20 protein-coding genes are annotated in these 16756 nt (G+C 58.8%); 13 read left to right on the forward strand and 7 right to left on the reverse strand.

The annotated features are described in order from the left end of the window. Window positions 1-100 precede the first annotated feature (100 nt). On the forward strand, window positions 101-817 hold the full coding sequence (locus tag ACE04I_RS02615; RefSeq protein ID WP_046793087.1) for a Crp/Fnr family transcriptional regulator: 717 nt from the start codon (window positions 101-103) through the stop codon (window positions 815-817). A gap of 194 nt (window positions 818-1011) precedes the next feature. Here ACE04I_RS02615 and ACE04I_RS02620 read toward each other — a convergent pair whose 3' ends face one another. Next, on the reverse strand, window positions 1012-1725 hold the full coding sequence (locus tag ACE04I_RS02620; protein ID WP_487206521.1) for a Crp/Fnr family transcriptional regulator: 714 nt from the start codon (window positions 1723-1725) through the stop codon (window positions 1012-1014). Window positions 1726-1913: 188 nt separating this feature from the next. On the opposite strand from ACE04I_RS02620, the gene ACE04I_RS02625 reads away from it, so the two are divergent. The 10 genes from ACE04I_RS02625 (at window position 1914) to ACE04I_RS02670 (ending at window position 9569) form a co-directional block, all read left to right on the forward strand. After that, window positions 1914-2333: a response regulator gene (locus ACE04I_RS02625; RefSeq protein ID WP_487206522.1), complete on the forward strand. Its 420-nt coding sequence runs from the start codon at window positions 1914-1916 to the stop codon at window positions 2331-2333. 250 nt (window positions 2334-2583) lie between these two features. Beyond that, window positions 2584-3063: an Hsp20 family protein gene (locus tag ACE04I_RS02630; protein WP_487206523.1), complete on the forward strand. Its 480-nt coding sequence runs from the start codon at window positions 2584-2586 to the stop codon at window positions 3061-3063. 91 nt (window positions 3064-3154) lie between these two features. Then, window positions 3155-3664 carry an Hsp20/alpha crystallin family protein gene (locus ACE04I_RS02635; protein ID WP_487206524.1) on the forward strand — a complete coding sequence of 170 codons (510 nt, stop codon included), beginning with the start codon at window positions 3155-3157 and terminating at the stop codon, window positions 3662-3664. 464 nt (window positions 3665-4128) lie between these two features. Next, window positions 4129-4602 (forward strand): Hsp20 family protein, encoded by a 474-nt coding sequence (locus ACE04I_RS02640; protein WP_487206525.1) that lies wholly within the window; start codon window positions 4129-4131, stop codon window positions 4600-4602. Window positions 4603-4900: 298 nt separating this feature from the next. Next, complete coding sequence (locus tag ACE04I_RS02645) at window positions 4901-6076, forward strand: COG1470 family protein (protein ID WP_487206526.1); 1176 nt, start codon at window positions 4901-4903, stop codon at window positions 6074-6076. Next, a complete protein-coding gene (locus tag ACE04I_RS02650) occupies window positions 6073-7011 on the forward strand; it encodes an ABC transporter ATP-binding protein (RefSeq protein WP_487206527.1) in 939 nt (312 codons plus the stop codon). Before ACE04I_RS02645 ends, ACE04I_RS02650 begins: the two co-directional genes overlap by 4 nt. After that, window positions 7001-7954: an ABC transporter permease gene (locus ACE04I_RS02655; protein ID WP_487206528.1), complete on the forward strand. Its 954-nt coding sequence runs from the start codon at window positions 7001-7003 to the stop codon at window positions 7952-7954. The genes ACE04I_RS02650 and ACE04I_RS02655 overlap by 11 nt, the downstream gene beginning before the upstream one ends. A gap of 183 nt (window positions 7955-8137) precedes the next feature. After that, a complete protein-coding gene (locus ACE04I_RS02660; RefSeq protein ID WP_487206529.1) occupies window positions 8138-9049 on the forward strand; it encodes a DnaJ C-terminal domain-containing protein in 912 nt (303 codons plus the stop codon). A gap of 2 nt (window positions 9050-9051) precedes the next feature. Beyond that, window positions 9052-9375: a chaperone modulator CbpM gene (locus ACE04I_RS02665; RefSeq protein ID WP_487206530.1), complete on the forward strand. Its 324-nt coding sequence runs from the start codon at window positions 9052-9054 to the stop codon at window positions 9373-9375. Beyond that, window positions 9375-9569 (forward strand): GSU2403 family nucleotidyltransferase fold protein, encoded by a 195-nt coding sequence (locus ACE04I_RS02670; protein ID WP_487206531.1) that lies wholly within the window; start codon window positions 9375-9377, stop codon window positions 9567-9569. Before ACE04I_RS02665 ends, ACE04I_RS02670 begins: the two co-directional genes overlap by 1 nt. Window positions 9570-9573: 4 nt before the next feature. Here ACE04I_RS02670 and ACE04I_RS02675 read toward each other — a convergent pair whose 3' ends face one another. The 4 genes from ACE04I_RS02675 to ACE04I_RS02690 form a co-directional block, all read right to left on the reverse strand. Continuing rightward, on the reverse strand, window positions 9574-9993 hold the full coding sequence (locus ACE04I_RS02675) for a DoxX family protein (RefSeq protein WP_487206532.1): 420 nt from the start codon (window positions 9991-9993) through the stop codon (window positions 9574-9576). Between the two features lie 69 nt (window positions 9994-10062). Further along, window positions 10063-12177 carry a xanthine dehydrogenase family protein molybdopterin-binding subunit gene (locus tag ACE04I_RS02680; RefSeq protein WP_487206533.1) on the reverse strand — a complete coding sequence of 705 codons (2115 nt, stop codon included), beginning with the start codon at window positions 12175-12177 and terminating at the stop codon, window positions 10063-10065. Beyond that, window positions 12177-13193 carry an FAD binding domain-containing protein gene (locus ACE04I_RS02685; RefSeq protein ID WP_487206534.1) on the reverse strand — a complete coding sequence of 339 codons (1017 nt, stop codon included), beginning with the start codon at window positions 13191-13193 and terminating at the stop codon, window positions 12177-12179. The genes ACE04I_RS02680 and ACE04I_RS02685 overlap by 1 nt, the downstream gene beginning before the upstream one ends. Before the next feature lie 3 nt (window positions 13194-13196). Beyond that, window positions 13197-13817, reverse strand: a complete 621-nt coding sequence (locus tag ACE04I_RS02690) for a (2Fe-2S)-binding protein (RefSeq protein ID WP_487206535.1) — start codon at window positions 13815-13817, stop codon at window positions 13197-13199. 109 nt (window positions 13818-13926) lie between these two features. Between ACE04I_RS02690 and ACE04I_RS02695 the strand changes: the two genes are divergently transcribed. Continuing rightward, window positions 13927-14499, forward strand: a complete 573-nt coding sequence (locus tag ACE04I_RS02695) for a TetR/AcrR family transcriptional regulator (RefSeq protein WP_046793076.1) — start codon at window positions 13927-13929, stop codon at window positions 14497-14499. A 121-nt stretch (window positions 14500-14620) separates the two neighbouring features. Here the strand turns inward: ACE04I_RS02695 and ACE04I_RS02700 are convergent, their stop codons facing one another. Both ACE04I_RS02700 and ACE04I_RS02705 read right to left on the reverse strand, forming a co-directional pair. After that, on the reverse strand, window positions 14621-15301 hold the full coding sequence (locus ACE04I_RS02700) for a DUF2161 domain-containing phosphodiesterase (protein ID WP_487206536.1): 681 nt from the start codon (window positions 15299-15301) through the stop codon (window positions 14621-14623). 224 nt (window positions 15302-15525) lie between these two features. Further along, complete coding sequence (locus ACE04I_RS02705; RefSeq protein ID WP_046793074.1) at window positions 15526-16425, reverse strand: LysR family transcriptional regulator; 900 nt, start codon at window positions 16423-16425, stop codon at window positions 15526-15528. Between the two features lie 173 nt (window positions 16426-16598). Here ACE04I_RS02705 and ACE04I_RS02710 point away from each other — a divergent pair, with 173 nt between their 5' ends. Continuing rightward, a complete protein-coding gene (locus ACE04I_RS02710; protein WP_487206552.1) occupies window positions 16599-16691 on the forward strand; it encodes a hypothetical protein in 93 nt (30 codons plus the stop codon). Window positions 16692-16756: the final 65 nt, after the last annotated feature.

The following is a 16756-nucleotide window of genomic DNA, read 5'->3' on the forward strand; positions in this document are numbered from 1 at the left end:
ATGTTGCGGATAACATAAGCGGATCGTCTGCAGACTGAACAGGGCGCAGACGGCTAAGGGTTCTTATGTGCTCTTGCCCCGTTTTGGGAGGGAAGCACATATGGTTGCTCCTCAACAATCCTCCATGCAGAACAAGCTTCTGGCGCTGCTCCCGGCGGCTGACTATGATCAGGTCGCTGCGGATTTAAAGTATGTTGGCCTTCCACGCGGCACCTCTATTGCCGAGGCCGGAAAGCCAATCGAATATGTCTACTTCCTGACATCAGGCATAGGCTCCATCGTCGCCACCACGCCCGAAGGTCATCGCGCGGAGGCGGGCGTGTTTGGGTTTGATGGCTACGTCCCCACCACCGCCGTGACAGGGGCCGAGATAAGTTCGCATGACGTCGGCATTCAGTTGGAAGGGGATGGCTATCGGATGGACTACGTTTCGTTCCGAGGCTGGATGGAGCAAAACAGGAATCTCTCAAAGGTGATGATCCGCTCCATCGAAGCTTTCTCGGTCCAGTTGGCGTATACGGCCGTCTCAAACGCAATTCACGACGTGAACGAGCGATTAGCTCGATGGTTGCTCATGTGCCATGACCGGGTGACCGGCAATGAAATCGCACTGACGCACGACTTCATTTCCCTGATGCTCGCTGTCCGGCGGCCAAGCGTCACGACATCGCTGCATATCCTGGAGGGCAATGGTTTCATCAGGGCAGAGCGCGGCATCATCACCATCCGGAACCGAGCGGCTCTGGAAGAGTTCGCACATGACGCCTACGGCAAGCCGGAGCAAGAATACCGACGTCTCATGAAAGACCTTTTCTGAGATATCGGCTAGATTGGTGCCGAACATGCCTATGAGGAACCGACGCTGACGCGATGAGCCGGCTATTTTTTGAGTATCCGCAGGAGCGGCGAGACCGTCCCGACGAGCATATGGAAGTGTGCGATAAGGGAGATCAGCTGCAGCTCATCATCTCTTTTCACGAAGTAGTTCAGGAGCAACTTAGGAAATAAGCCTCAGAACACGCCGAGGAGACGGCGGTATTCCTCTTCAGGCTTGCCGTAGGCGCCGCCTGCAAACTCCTCCAGTCCCTTGCGGTCCCGGATAGTGATCCGGCCTCTTTCGGTGCGGACGAGTTTCCTGCCCTCAAGCACATGAAGTGCATTGGTCACGCTCGGCCGCCGGACAGCGAGCATCAGGGAAATGAAGTCGTGCGTCAGTGCGATCTCGTCGCCATCCACCCGGTCATGACACATCAGCAGCCAGCGAGCCAAACGCTCATCTACCTGATAGTTGGCATTGCAAAGGGCGGTGTAGGAAATCTGCGACGCAAAGGTCTGGATAAATCTTGCGAGCAGGTTGGCAAAGACCGGGTTCTGCGGAAGAGCTTCGAGAGTTGCCTTTATGGGTATCCGGAACCCGTGTCCTGCCACTTGCATGAGCACCTCATGAATGCTGACCGTGCCGCCGACGCCAGCTGGCGTGGGTGAGAAACCCTCGCGGCCGAACATTCCCGCCTCTGCCCTTTGCCCCTCCTGCGAGACAGTCACGACAGAACCGATGCCGCTACAGAGAAAATAGACATAGTCGATTGGACGATCCGCACCGACGATGACGGTTCCGCGCGGTAGGTCGATCGGTTGGAATGCAGGCTTGATCTTTTGAGTTTCGGTCTCTGGCAAGAGCGCAAGAAGGCGGTTTCGTGAATAGGAATGTTCCAAGACGTGCATGGCTCTCGCTGTCGGGCGGGAGCGCTCAGCTCCCTACCGCCGAGCCCTTAAGCTTTCTGGGCGGTTGCCGATTCTATAGCATCGTGTCTGTCGAGTTGATTTTGCGTACGCTGGCAGACGCTCAGCCCGCGTTCCCGTGTAAGTGCTATCCTGAAATCTCCCAGTAAATGGAGGAAAGGTAGTGGCCGATGGCACGTCCCGGGGGAAAGCCTGTTCTGCTTTTGGAGGACCAGGCGCTGATCGCGATCTATGTAGAAGAGCTTCTTCTTCAGGCCGGATTCGAGACGGTTATGACCTTTTCATCACGCGTCGCCGCGACCAGTTGGCTTCGGGAAAATACACCGGAGCTCGCGATCATCGAAGCGCGGCTGAGGGATGGCGCTTGTGACGATGTCGCCACATTACTTGCCGAGCGCGACATTCCCTACATCGTGCATTCCGGGGAAAGGGATGGTGATGGCGATCATCCTCTGATGAGCGGCAAATGCAAATGGATCGACAAGCCCTCTCATCCAGACGTTTTGATCAAAGCCGTTAAGGAATGCGCGGCCCGATCCAATAAGCGTGATTGGCGTGCCGGAAGGTCAAGCTACCCTGGCCAGCTCTAAGACCGACCAACCCGTGATACCGTTTCGATGTGTCCTCCCTCCTTTGAGGCCAATCGCACCACCACCTTGCCGTCATCAAATCGTCAACACTTGAGAGCACGAGTGAGCGCGGCCTATTGAACGGTCATCCTGTTAAACTAAATTATTTGTTGCCGGCTGCCGAAACGGGGCCGGCTCGTCAATCCGGCGTCGAGGACGTCTGAACTTGACGCCGTCTTGTACCCATGTTGCTTCAAAGGAGGATGTGGCTATGAGAACCACCACTTTCGATTTTTCTCCCCTGTTCCGATCGAGCATCGGTTTCGACCGAATGCTGAACGCACTTGACGCCGCAAGCCGCGTCGAGTCGATCGACAGCTGGCCCCCCTATGACATCGTCAAATCCGGCGAAAACGACTATCGCATCGCCATGGCGGTTGCCGGCTTCTCGCAGGACGAGATGACGATCACGCAGGAGCAGAACATGCTCGTCGTGTCGGGCCAGAAACAGAACGGCGAAGACGGCGAGTATCTGCACCGCGGTATTGCCGGCCGTTCCTTCCAGCGTCGGTTCGAGCTTGCCGATCATGTCAAGGTCTTGAGCGCGCATCTCGCCAATGGCCTTATGACCATCGATCTGAAGCGGGAAATCCCCGAAGCGATGAAGCCGCGCCGGATCGAGATTGCCCGTGATCAGGCTCTACCGAAAGCCGAAACCAAGCAGATCGAAGCGGGCAAGGCGGTCGCCTAAGGCTTGCTACAGCCGAACACGACCAAGGTGTCGAGCAAAGCTCGGCACCTGCGGCCGAGCTTTGCCAAGAAACCAAAGAAAGGAGAATGTCATGAGCGTCCGTGATTTGATTCCTTGGGGCCGCAATGGCAGCAATCAGGCCCCGACCCTTTACCGCGACGACAATCGCGATCCGTTCCTGTCGTTGCACCGTGAGGTGAACCGGCTGTTCGACGACGTCTTCCGCTCCTTCGACAGCCGCCTTCCGGCCTTCGGCTCCCTCTCCTCCCTCAACGCTGGCTGGCCGACCATCGAGATCTCCGAGACCGACAAGGAAATCAAGGTGACGGCCGAAGTCCCCGGCATGGAGGAAAAGGAGATTGAAGTGCTATTCGACCAGGGCGTACTCACCCTCAGGGGGGAAAAGCGCTCGGAAACGGAAGACCAGGAAAAGCAGTTCTCCGAACGCTTCTACGGCCGCTTCGAACGGCGCATTCCGCTCGGTTATGAAGTCGAGGACGACAAAATCGACGCCCGGTTCAAGAATGGCGTCTTGACCGTCGTTCTACCGAAGAGCGCCAAGGCGCAATCGCAGATCAAGCGCATCGCGATCAGGAGCTGACGATGATGGAGCGCCGGCGTCGCGCTTCCGGCGGCGCCGGCGCCATTCTCCGTTCGTCCGACGAGGAGGACGAGGAATGGAGCATCTTGGATGCCACAATTCAGATTGGGACTTTAGCCCAACGTTAGGAATCCAGGAGGGCTCCAATCAGGACCCGCGGGAAATCGGAACAGCCGGTATTGTGGTAGAGAGCGTCGTGCCCGGCAGGTGATTTGCGGGAAGTGGTGGAAGGCAAGCCCGCGATGCCGGCCCTCGAACGAGGCCGCCGCGGCTTCGGTTGAAAATACACCACGGCACCTGGAGCGTTGAAGGGGGATGGTCCTTTGACTTATGTCCAGGATCTTGAAAGTGAAAATCCCCAAAACCAGATCAATTATATCGGCGGCCCAGACGGGAGCCGATGACCGGGAGACGTAAGTTTCCTCTGCGTCTCCATTCCATGTTGCTTTACGGAGGATATGGCAATGAGAAACGAATTCGACTTCGCACCGCTCTATCGGTCGAGCATCGGTTTCGACCGTGTCTTCAATCTCCTCAACAACGCGCAGCGGATGCATGCGATCGACAGTTGGCCGCCCTATGACATCGTCAAGACCGGCGAGGATGATTACCGGATCAGCATGGCCGTCGCGGGGTTTGTCGAGGGGGATCTCGACATCGCGCAGGAGCGTAACGTTCTTGTCGTGAGGGGCTCGGCAAACCAGCCGCAGGACGGCGAGTATCTGCATCGCGGGATTGCGTCCCAGCCGTTCGAACGCCGGTTCGAACTCGACGACCATGTCAGGGTGGAGAACGCGGCACTGAAAAACGGCCTGCTGACGATTACGCTCAAGCGCGAGCTTCCGGAAGCCATAAAGCCCCGCCGCATCCCCATCGGCGCCGGATTGGCCGATCCAGAAGCCCCTCTGCAGATCGACGCCGACAAGAAGGCCGCCTGATCATGCGTCGGCAGACCAAACCCTTTGTCGTGGAGATCAGGCGACGCCGCAGGATCAAGGGAGATGGGGCTCCCCCACCCAAAACTCCTTTGTCGTTGCTGGCGAAATGGCAGAGCGTGAAATCCAAGCCTCGATCGGCGGCTGCCCCTGCCTGACCGGAGAACGCGGCTCGATCGGCCATGACGCTCTCCCTTGAGACCATGCCTGCTTGCACTTTTCCGTCGGAGCGTGCTCCGGCGGATTTCGTCGTGACTGCTCAAAACCCGTCGAAACTTGCGTGTGAAGATGGAGAAGAAACATGACACGCCCTGAAATGTTCCTAGCTACATCCGCTCTTGCCCTGTTGATTACCGCAACACCCGCGCTGGCGCAGGAGGTGCGATCACCAGAGCCGACCGGCTTCTGGCTAACCACTCCTTATCCCGAACTGTCACTGGGTGCGGGCAAAACCGAAAGTATTCCGCTGACACTGCGCAATTACAATCTGCCGCCGCAGCGTGCGGAGATCGTGATTTCTGGAATTCCTAAGGAATGGAATTGGTCGCTGAAGGGAGGAGCGAGAGAAGTTTCTGCAGCAATCGTGGCGCCGAATGAAAGCGAGAAGCTGACGCTTGAAATCACCCCACCCGCCAATGCGACCGGCCAGAGCCTTCCCATCGAAATCCGTGCCCGCCATGACAACGAGGTGACGACCCTGCCGATGACGGTTCGCCTCTCGGAGGCAACCGCAGGAGGTGTGGCGCTGGATCCCGAACTTCCCGGCCTCAAAGGCACCTCCCGCTCAACGTTCAGCTACAAGATTCAGGTGAAAAACGAAGGCGCGGAAGATGCCTTGTTCAATCTTTCCGCGACCGTTCCGGAAGGTTTTCAGACACGTTTCAAGCAGGGCTATGGTTCGGAGGAAATTACCGGTGTTCCAGTCGAGGCCGGGTCGACGGCGAACGTGACGATGGAAGTCGTACCCGCACGCTCTGCCTCCGCCGGGCGCTATCCGATCACCTTCCAGGCTTCGAGCGGTGCCATGAGCGCCAGCACCGATCTCAGTCTCGAGATCACCGGCGAACCGCAGCTCAGCATCATCGGCCCTCAGGAGCGGCTGAGCGGCGAGGCGGTGGCCGGCAAGGCATCGAGCTTCACGTTCACGCTCACCAACAGCGGCACCGCGCCGGTCGAGGGACTCGAACTCTCCTCCACGCCCCCTTCCGGATGGAAGGTCGCTTTCGAGCCGGAGCAGATCGATATGCTCGCTCCTAATTCCACCCGAGACGTGAATGTCACCATCACGCCCTCCGAACGAGCGGTAACGGGTGATTACATGGTCAACCTGCGCGCCAATGGCGGCGGGGTTTCCCAATCTGTCCAGTTCCGCACCACGGTGCGCGCCTCCACCTTGTGGGGAATGGCCGGCCTCGGCGTGATCGCCGTGGCTGTCGGCGTGCTGGGAACCGCAGTTACGAGGTATGGCCGGCGATGAGCACGACAGTTATTGAAACACATGGCCTCACGAAACGATACGCAGAGGCCGTCGCGGTCGCCGGTATCGACCTTTCGGTTCGGCAGGGCGAGGTCATTGGCCTGCTCGGCCCCAACGGCGCAGGCAAGACGACCACGATCCTGATGCTGCTGGGGCTGACGGAAGCGAGCGAAGGCCGCGTCAGCATTTTCGGGAAGGATCCGTTGCGCCAACCATTGGCGGTAAAACGCGAGGTCGGCTATCTCCCCGACTCCGTCGGCTTTTACGACACAATGACCGGTCGCGAAAACCTGGCCTATACCGCCCGTCTTTCCGGCCTCTCCCGAGATCATGCCCGGGAGAGGATCGCTGCCGCGTTCGAGAAGGTGCGTTTGTCAGACGTCGCTGATCGACGGGTTTCCACCTACTCCCGCGGGATGCGGCAGAGGCTTGGCATAGCGGAACTTCTGATGCGTGATTGCCGGATCGCCATTCTCGATGAACCAACATCAGGCCTTGATCCGCAATCAACACACGAACTGTTGGAACTGATTCAACAATTGAGCCGCGAGGACATGACTATTCTGATCTCCTCGCATGCGCTGGATGTCGTGCAGTCGGTCTGCCATCGCGTCGCCCTGTTCAACAAAGGGCGGATCGGTTTCATCGGCACTGTCGAAGAGCTTGCCGCCAAAATCGGCGGTGGTGCCTTTATCGTCGACGTGGAAGCCGCTGGGATCGATCTTCAGAAGGCAATAGTCAGCGCCCAGGGCATCCGAAATGTCGCCAGAACAGGCGAAAGCAGCTGGCAGGTGGAAGCTGACCGTGACGTGCGGCCGGACCTTGCACGGCTGATCGTCCAGGCTGGCGGCAGCCTCATCAATCTCGATCTGCGGCGGGCTCGGCTGGATGAAGCTTATAATCGCTATTTCAGGGAGTATGACCATGAAACGTGAAGGATCGCCCTTCCAGGGTGCCATGACGGTCGCTCTCAAGGAAGCGGCCGATCATATGACCAGTGCGCGCATGCATATCATCATGCTGCTCGTGCTTTTGACCGCGATCGGGGCCGTCTACGGCGCGATCGACCGCATCCGCGACACTACGGCGGAAGATCCCTTCCTGTTCCTGAAGCTTTTCACGGTCGCGAGGGAGCCGGTGCCTTCCTTCGCCTCTTTCCTCGGCTTTCTGTTGCCGCTCGTGGCGATCGCCCTTGGCTTCGACGCGGTGAACGGGGAATACGGCCGGCGCACCATGAGCCGGCTTCTGGCGCAGCCGATCTACCGTGACGCTCTGCTGTTCGGAAAATTCTTAGGCGGGCTCCTGGTGATCGGCATTGCGCTGCTGGTATTATGGCTGCTGATGCTGGGGATGGGGATGCTGCGGCTCGGCCTGCCGCCCTCTGGACCAGAAATCGTCCGCAGTGTCTTCTATCTGGCGGCGACGCTCTTTTATGCGGGAGTCTGGCTGGCGCTTGCTATGGCGTTCTCGACGTTCATCCGTTCCCCGGCCACGTCTGCTCTCGTCGCACTGGCTATCTGGCTGATCCTCAGCCTCTTCTGGAGCATAATCGTACCCCTGATCGCAGGTTTCATCTCGCCGATCGATCCCTACAATCCGATGACGCTACTCTCCAACTTCGAGACCCAGCAGGCAGTCAGCCGTCTGTCGCCGCAGACGCTCTACGGGGAGATATCGGCCTTGCTCCTTGATCCTGCCGCTCGATCCGTCGGGCCGCTGTTCATGGATCAGCTACAGGGTGCGGTGATAGGGGCGCCTTTGCCGACGATCGACAGCCTGCTGATCATCTGGCCGCAGATATCCGGCCTCATCGCCGCGATGCTCGTCCTGTTCACGCTGGCTTATGTGCTATTCCAGCGACAGGAAATCAGAGCTTAGCCATCGTCAACGCGTGGGTAAGCCCGCGCGTTGACAGAACACTACGCATGAAAAAAACATCCGGGCTCTGTGGCTGACGGAGCTGTCCTAGAGACGTGCATGCGCTCTCCAAGACGAAGACCGACCACCTACATAAGTATGAAATCTCACTCGCGGTATTCGGTACCCTCGACGGAGACATGTATGAGCCAAGATCCATACGAACTTTTGGGCGTGCAGCGGAGTGCGACGCAGAGGGAAATCCAGAGCGCATTTCGCAAAGCCGCCAAGAAATTGCACCCCGACCTCAATCCTGGCGATAAGGAGGCGGAGGCGAAATTCAAGGAGATTTCCGCCGCTTACGAACTTCTGAGCGACGAGGAAAAGCGTCACCGCTTCGACCGTGGCGAGATCGACATGACGGGGGCTGAACAAGCATCACGCAGCTTCTATCGGGACTATGCCTCGGCAAGCAGTCCCGGGGACCCTTACCACAACGCAGGTGGCTTTGCCGATTTCGGAGATGCCGACGACATTTTCGCAAGTTTTTTCTCGCGCCGTGGCAGCGCGGGGTTCGGTTCGGCCGGGCGTGACCGCCATTTTGTGATGGAGATCGATTTCCTGGACGCCATCACCGGTACCACGACCCAAGTGAAGTTGCCCGATGGCCCGCCTCTCGACATCCGAATTCCGCCTGGCACACGTGATGGCCAGACCCTGCGCCTGCGCGGCAAGGGCAGTTCCGGCTACGGCAGCGGCCCGGCCGGCGATGCGCTAATCGATATCAAGGTCCGCCCGCACCGCTTCTTCATCCGCGACGGCGACGATATCCGCCTCGAGCTGCCGGTCACGCTGGTCGAAGCCGTGCTCGGCGGCAAGGTGCGCGTACCGACGCCCTCCGGGCCCGTAAACTTGGCTCTGCCGCCGAATTCCAGCAGCGGCAAGGTGCTACGTCTCAAGGGCAAGGGCGTGCCAAAGCGTAATGGCACGGCTGGTGATGTCTATGTGACATTGAAGATCGTGTTGCCCGACCAACCTGACGAGCAGCTCACCGATTTCATGAGGGGATGGACACCGGGGAGTACGCAAAATCCGAGAAGGGACATGGAGGTATGAACATGGACGATCGTGAGTTCTGTCTCCATCTCAAAATCGAGGTGGCCGAGCTCGACTTCTGGATCGAGCAGGGTTGGCTATCGCCGGCCTCACTGAAGGGGCAGCGTCGCTTCCGGGATATCGATCTTGCCCGCGCTGCGCTGATTTTCGACCTGACGCGCCGCATGGGTGTCAATGAAGCTGGCATCGACATTGTCATGGACCTCGTCGATCAGCTCTACGGCATACGCAGGACAATGCGGGACCTCATTTCAATCATCAATCAGGAGGATGCTGCGGTCCAGCGGCGCCTGCTTGCTGCTCTGGACAAACTCTACGATAGTTAATGGCCAGGTCTCCGGCCCTCGAAGAGAGGCGGAGAATCCCGGTCACCGTCCCGGATCCCGCGAGGTACGCTGCCCACAAGCTCATCGTCACCTCACGCCGCCGAATTGAAGGTAACAGCAAAGCGCGACGAAGACACCGGCAGAACGACGCGTGCTTTGCCGCGCAAACGAGATCTTATTTATCTTGCGACTGACCGACTATGCGGGTTGAGTTGCTCTATCCCCGCGTCCTTGAAGGGCATCCAAGCTCCAGACCCCCGGTCCGGCTGCTGAAATATAGAGAAACAGGAAGCAATACAGCATCGCGGCTTCGCCGTGATTGAGTACCGGGAAAAAACCGTCCGACCCGTGCGCCAAGAAATATGCGAAGGCCATCAGCCCCGAAAGCAGGAAGGCGACCGGCCGCGCGAAGAGACCGACCACCAACAGGAGGCCACCAACCACTTCGAGAACTCCAGCTGTGTAAAGCAACGTGTTGAGAGGATATTCAAAGGGTGCAGGCCAGCCGAACAACTTCATGGTGCCATGGGTGAAGAACGACCCAGCCGCAAAGATGCGCAAGACACTCAGAAGGTGAGGAGCGAAGTTTCGGATATAGGGAATTTGCCAAGAGGCCATGTTCATCTCCGGAGTGATTAAATCGGTGGCTACTAGGGTGAAACTACGTGTTCAACGGCTCGTTCTGTCTTAGAGCAGGTCGTCTATGCGTATGGGGAGCTTTCGAATGCGTTTGCCTGTCGCGTGATAGATTGCATTGGCGATCGCCGGCGCGGTGCCGAGCATTACCAGCTCGCCCATCCCCTTCACGCCGACCGAGTTGATCCTGGAATCAGGCTTGTCGATCAGCCCTACATCTATCTCACCGATATCTGCGTTCACTGCCATCACGTAGTCGGCGAGGTCGTCATTGAGGTAACCGGCAAAGCGGGGATCAACTTCTGACTCTTCCCGAAGCGCGGTGCTGAATCCCCAGACAATACCACCGTACATTTGTCCCTTTGCCGTTGTGGGGCTAACCACCCGCCCAACGTCAGCGATGCTGACCGCACGGGGCATGCGGATCCGCCGCGTCGTCGGTTCAATATGAACCTCCACGAATTGCGCGATGTAGCTCATCGATGTGAAGCCGGGGTAATCAGGTCCGGCCCCTGCTCGGCCGCCCATGCGATAGGCATCGATGGCGGACGCGTCTTGACCTGGCGCCAGCTCTGCAACCTTCACTTCGATATAGGGTCGCTTCAGGCGCGCTAGCTGCTGGTGCAAATTACCGGCTGGCGGATTGGGGCCGGCGAGCTCTGCAAATCTGGCGCGAAGAGCTTCCACTGCCTTTGCTGCCGCGGGCACACAGCTAGCAGTCCCGCGCTCCCCTACGGTGGCGAGCTGTGGACCCAGTGTTGTGTCTCCGAGCAGCACTTCCAAACGATCAGGGTTGATATCCAGTCCCTCGATAACGACGTTGGCGATCGCCGTCAGGATTCCCTGGCCCATCTCGTGACCGGAACTGATTATGCGTGTCACGCCATCGGCCTGAACTCTTAGTGTCGCCTCGCTCGCCGACATCGACGCGCCGAAGACACCGCATGCGACCCCGAAACCGACCAGTGTTCCGTCGGCCAAACGCATGGCTCCTGGTTCGGGAACACGCCTTTCCCAGCCGAAACGTCTGGCACCTTCTTTGAGGCAGTCGTTCAAAAAATGTGGCGATAGCGGTTGGCCGGCAACAATGTCGTTTTTGGCTTCATGAGCCAGCCGGAGCTGTACTGGGTCCTTACCAAGCTTGTAAGCCATTTCATCAATCACGCTCTCCAGCGCAAAGCCTGCAGGAAAGGGATGTGTGCCTCGCGTATGGCGCGGCATCTGGCGGTCGATGTGAATGTCGCCTGCGGTCGCCCGAAAATTCTCGATCGCATACAGACGCGCAATATCTTCGTGGTAGCCGGTCGAACGGAAGCCTCCGTCCGGGATATTTTCTTGCACAACGTCGTAAATGATGGCCTGCAGCCGCCCTTCCGCGCTAGCGGCAAGGTGAATGTTATGGACGCTGCGTGGCCGGTAGTTGGCTATATGGAAGAGCTGCCCACGAGGGGTTACCAGCTTTACCGGGCGACGTGTCAAGCGTGCCGCCTGCGCGACCAGAGCAGTCTGAATCTTCGGGGGAGACTTTTGCCCGAACCCACCGCCGACCTGTTCTGACTTGACCACGATGCGGTCCGGCGAGAGCTCGAATGTCCTCATGAGCGCGCCCTTGACGGCGTCAAGGTTCTGACACCCCTCGTATACGGTCAGCCGTCCGTCAGTCCATTCTGCAACGGTGCCGAATAACTCCATTGGATTGTGATGCTGGGTTGGTGTTTCGAAGGTATCCTCTATGACGTGGGCTGCACTTTGAAACGCATTATCGACATCGCCAGCATTGAACCCTTCAGCCTCTATCCGTTGCGCACCGGGGCTGGTCATTAGCGGAATGTACGGCGCAGTCTCGTAAACCGCCTTCACCGCTTCGGCGCCTTCGATGGCCGCCTCCACGGTCTCCGCGACCACTAGAGCGATGGGCTGACCCCGATACGATATCTCTGCGCGCAGTGTCGGGAAATCTCCTATACCCAGAACTTGGACAACGCCTGGGGTTTGAGTTGCGGACGCGACATCGAGGGTGCTTACCCTGCCCTTCGCCACGGCCGCGGGCACCAGCATCGCATGGAGCATCCCGGGCAGTTTGACGTCAGCGCCATACTGCGCCCGGCCGAGAACTTTATCTCTCGCGTCGATACGCGCGATTTCCGAAAAGGCCTGCGTAGGCATCACGCTCTCCTTTCAGCGGCGATGATCAGGGCGTCCGCGATGACTCTCGCGCCGAGCTCGATCTTGTATGCATTGTGCTCACCGCTCCGGGCGTCGGTGAAGGCCGCTCTACCAGCTTGAAGCGCACGCTCAGGTGTCAGTGACGAGCCGACGACAAGGGCCTCGGCGGCGGGTGAGCGCCACGGGGTTGTCGCGACACCGCCAAGGGCGATCCGGGCGACGCGGACGGTAGCGCCATCCATCTCGAGGGCCACCGCAGCAGAGGCCAGTGCGAAGGCATAGCTCTCGCGGTCACGCACCTTATGATAGGTCGATTTAAGACCAGCATGGGTTTTCCGAATGGTAATCGCGGTCACTAACTCGCCTGGATGAAGGTTGAATTCACGGTCGGGCGTCTCCCCGGGCAGACGGTAGAACTCGGCGACCGGAATGATGCGTGAGCCTTCAGGACCAAGCAATTCGATCGTCGCATCCATCGCCATCAGCGCCACTGGCCAATCACCTGGCGCCACCGCCGTGCAAGCCTCGCTCGTGCCAAGAACAGCCTGATTGCGATCGAGCCCCCCGATGGCAGAGCAACCGGAACCAGGCTCACGCTTGTTGCAAGGATAGACACCGACCATCGAGGCGGATCCCGCGCCGTTGCGAAAGTACATGCAGCGGGTGCGCTGCAGAAGATTGCCTCCCACCGTGGCCATGTTTCGCAACTGCTGCGACGCTGCCTTGAGCAGACTTTCGGAAAGTACTGGGTATTGCTCCCGGACAACCGGCGCATAAGCAACGTCGGTCATCAAAGCGCGACCACCGAAGCGCAGTACGTCGCCGCCGGTCTCTATCGCGTCCATTCCGTCTATGCGGCTGACATCGATCAAGTGGATTGGACGCTCGATCCCAAGCTTCATGAGGTCATAAAGATTGGTGCCACCCGCAATATATCGCGCCAATCCGCCCGCTTCCGCAAATTGCGCAACGGCCGCTTCCGCAGATGTTGCGACACTATAGCTCAACGCCTGCATCCTTCAGCCCTCCATGACCTTGGCTGCTTGCTGGATGGCCGCGAGAATTCCGACATAGGCGCCGCAGCGGCAGATATTCCCGCTCATGAATTCGCGGATCGCATCCGGATCGCTTGCGTGCCCGCCGGTCACGCAAGCGACGGCGGACATGACTTGACCTGGCGTGCAATACCCACACTGGAGTGCGTCGTTGTCGATGAATGCCTGCTGCATCGGGTGAAGATCCGAACCGCTAGCGAGCCCCTCAATCGTGGTGATTTCCCGCCCTTCGATCTTCGCCGCCAAGGTAAGACAGGACGAAATCGGACGGCCGTCCAAGTGAACAGTGCAGGCGCCGCATTGCCCGTGATCGCATCCTTTCTTCGTTCCGGTGAGATCTAGCCGCTCACGCAGGAGATCGAGGAGAGAAGCACGGGAGTCGATTTCAAGCGTGAGTGGCTGTCCGTTCACGGTCGCCGAGACTTGGACCCTTTGGCCGGGCTCGACGCGTGTGACGGTCTGTTGCGCCTTAACTCGCGGCACTGGCGGCAAGATGCCGGCGGCGGCAGTTCCGGCACCGACCGCAAGAACCAGGCGCCGCGTGACCTCCACGCTGCCCGGATTGTCAGACGTTTTATCTGCCATGCCATCCTCCCTTCCAGCCAAGACAAACATTGTCAGGCTCTGACAATGCGTATCATCATTGTCAGAACCTGACAATCGACCTATGTTCACAAAACGGAGAGGTACTTGAATGGTGCAAAGAGCAGAGAATGCGCGCGAGCGTTTCGAGAGTGCCGCGTACGAGCTTTTCGGCAGGCAGGGTTACGCCGAGACAACTGTTCCGGAGATCGCCTCTAAAGCTGGATTAACGGAACGAACCTTCTACCGCTACTTTACGGACAAGCGGGAAGTACTGTTCTGGCGGGCCGGCGCGCATCAGACCTCCATAACAAAGGAGATTGCGAAAGCACCTACCGGCGAACATCCGCTGAGCATTGTCGCTTCCAGCTTTGAGGCAGTCGCTCCGTTTATTGATAGCCATCGCCCGATCGTGAAGCTTCGCCAGTTCCTGATCTCCACGCATAGTGATTTGCATGAGCGGGAACTGATGAAGCTGCATATGCTGGCATCGGCAATTGATATGGCCTTGCAGCAGCGCGGCATACAGCCGTCACTTTCGCGGGTGATAGCTGAAATTGGCGCGGCCCTCTGGAAAGTTGCGCTGCAGAACTGGCGCGCCGACGAAGGGGAGGAAAGCTTCGCACGGCATGTGCAGGCGACACTTGCCGAGTTTCAAGCTGGGCTAAATCAGTTCGCAGGCTAAATTGAACTGTTGAATTGAATGAGCCTGTTTCGCCTGCTTTCCGGCGTTTCATCTCGAGCAGGCCCGAATTACTGGCCCTGTTTTCGCTTGAGCGGCGTAAAGCTCTATTGCAGAAAGAAAATCAGTCGGGAAAGGCGACTGTTGCTGGCACGTCCTGCTGCGGCCATCGCTGCAGCGCCTCCCGTCCGGCGGCGGTCAAGCCATAGACTCCTCTATCGCGACGTTCAAACCAGCCATAGACGTTCGCAAGCAAAATCTTCCCGGCATCCGGTATGCTGGATCTGATTTGGCGCACGCGCATCGGCCCCGATGCCAGCGCTAACGCGCAGCCAAGCGCCTGCTGGCGGTACGCGGTCATGATCGGCGCGCGTGTGCTCCCGCCCACGGCCGGATCGCCGCGCCGCCTCTGGTGTTCCCGTATCAGCCCTGAACGCCGTTTCGGATTGGTTCGCGGCATCGGTGTTACGGAACTGACGATTATGGCCACATTGCCGGTATCGGAAATGCCGAGCATGCCGATTCCGAGCCTGCGGCAGAGATCGCGGTAGCGTTTGTCTGCGCCGCGTCCTTTGCCCTTGGGCGAGACACGGGCCGCGATCCAGACCTCGTCTGCAATAGCTGCGCGATCGACGGCCTGTAGAATGAGCTCCAGATTGAAGCTTAGTTTCAGCTCGCAGATCACGACGACAGGCGGATCGTTGTCACTCAAGCCGACGAGATCGCAACCGCCAACTTCACCTTTGACAGTATAACCCGCCTTCTCAAGAAAGCCTTTGACGGGCAGATAAAGCGACGTTTCCATGTGCCTACAGGTTATAAGTGAAGGATCCAGCCCCTGAATACATCGATCCGCCCGCACCGGACAACCATTATAGCCGCCGACGAGATTACATGTTTAGGTTGCCACTTCATTCGTCAATACACCCTACTGGCTCTAGCGGAAACTGGCCGACGGCGGCATCTCTGCAGGCTTGCAGCAACGTCTCGTAAGCGATGCCCGCTTCTCCTGCGGCGAGCGCCCGGTGACTATTCCTTGGCAAGGAAATCGATCAGCGTTCGTGTCGCCGCCGAGAGGCGACGGTGTGGGGCGAAGATGAGCGAGAAAGGCCGGGAACGGCCCCGCGCGTGCTCCAGCACCTCGACAAGACGCCCCTGTTCGATACGGTCCCGCACAATAAAATCGTAGGTCTGACAGATTCCGAGGCCGTTTTCCGCCAACGACACCACACCCAGCACGTCGTCAAATACCCGGGTGCGAGCAAGTGGCGCCCAGTCAACGTCGCGACCGCCGACGCGAAACAGCCATGGGGCGCAACGCCCTGTGCTCGGCATCACGAAAGGGAGGCACTGATGTTTCGCCAAGTCTTCGACGTTCCGCGGAACGCCAGCCCATTCGAGATAATGCGGAGAGGCAACCAGCCTCAACGGTGCGTCCTCTAGTTTGCGCGCCACCAGCCCGCTATCAGGTAACGGACCGAGGCGGATCGCTAGATCGTAGCCCTCCGCCACAAGATCCACATTGCGATTGGTGATGCTCAGTTCGACCTGCACTTCCGGGTAGGCCCGCATGAAGCGGCCCAGCGTGGCAGGTAACCGATAATGGCCATATGTCGTCGGCACACTGATACGGACTTGACCCGTTAACGACGCACCAGTCGGCCCCTGGATCGCTCGCTCCGCGTCGTCGATCATCGAAAATGCGGCGCGTGCCTGCTCCAGATAGGCGCGGCCTTCATCCGTCAAGCTCAACCGTCGCGTGGTTCGACGCATCAATTGCGCGCCTAGACGGGTTTCAAGACGGGTGATCGCTCTACTAAGAACCGATGGAGTCGTTGAAAGCGCAACCGCGCCTTGGGTCATCGAGCCTTTTTCAGCAACTGTGACAAACGCCTCCACGTCGCCCAGATGATCAAACCGCCGCCCCATTTTGACCCCTTGCGAAAAAGTCCGTTTCCCTTGGGCAGCTTTATCCTCGATTGCGGCGTCAATAAAGTGCTTTGGAACTCCGTCTGCCGGAATGAGACCAGCTTCCGGGGGGGACGGCATCTAGCCGGCGTCCCCATGTACCGACTTGGAAAGCCGGACGAATCGCGGCCGCAATCCAGTTCCTCCTATCAAACGACGCTGGATTTATCACCGGCCAGACACTGTTTGTGGATGGCGGCGCATCGATCGGCAAGGCATTGCTTTGAAGCATTTCGCGTCGGGTGGGCCGGACAGACGGGGCGCAACCGTCCGCTATGGCTCCTCAGCTTGT

This window comes from Rhizobium moroccans, assembly GCF_057559155.1.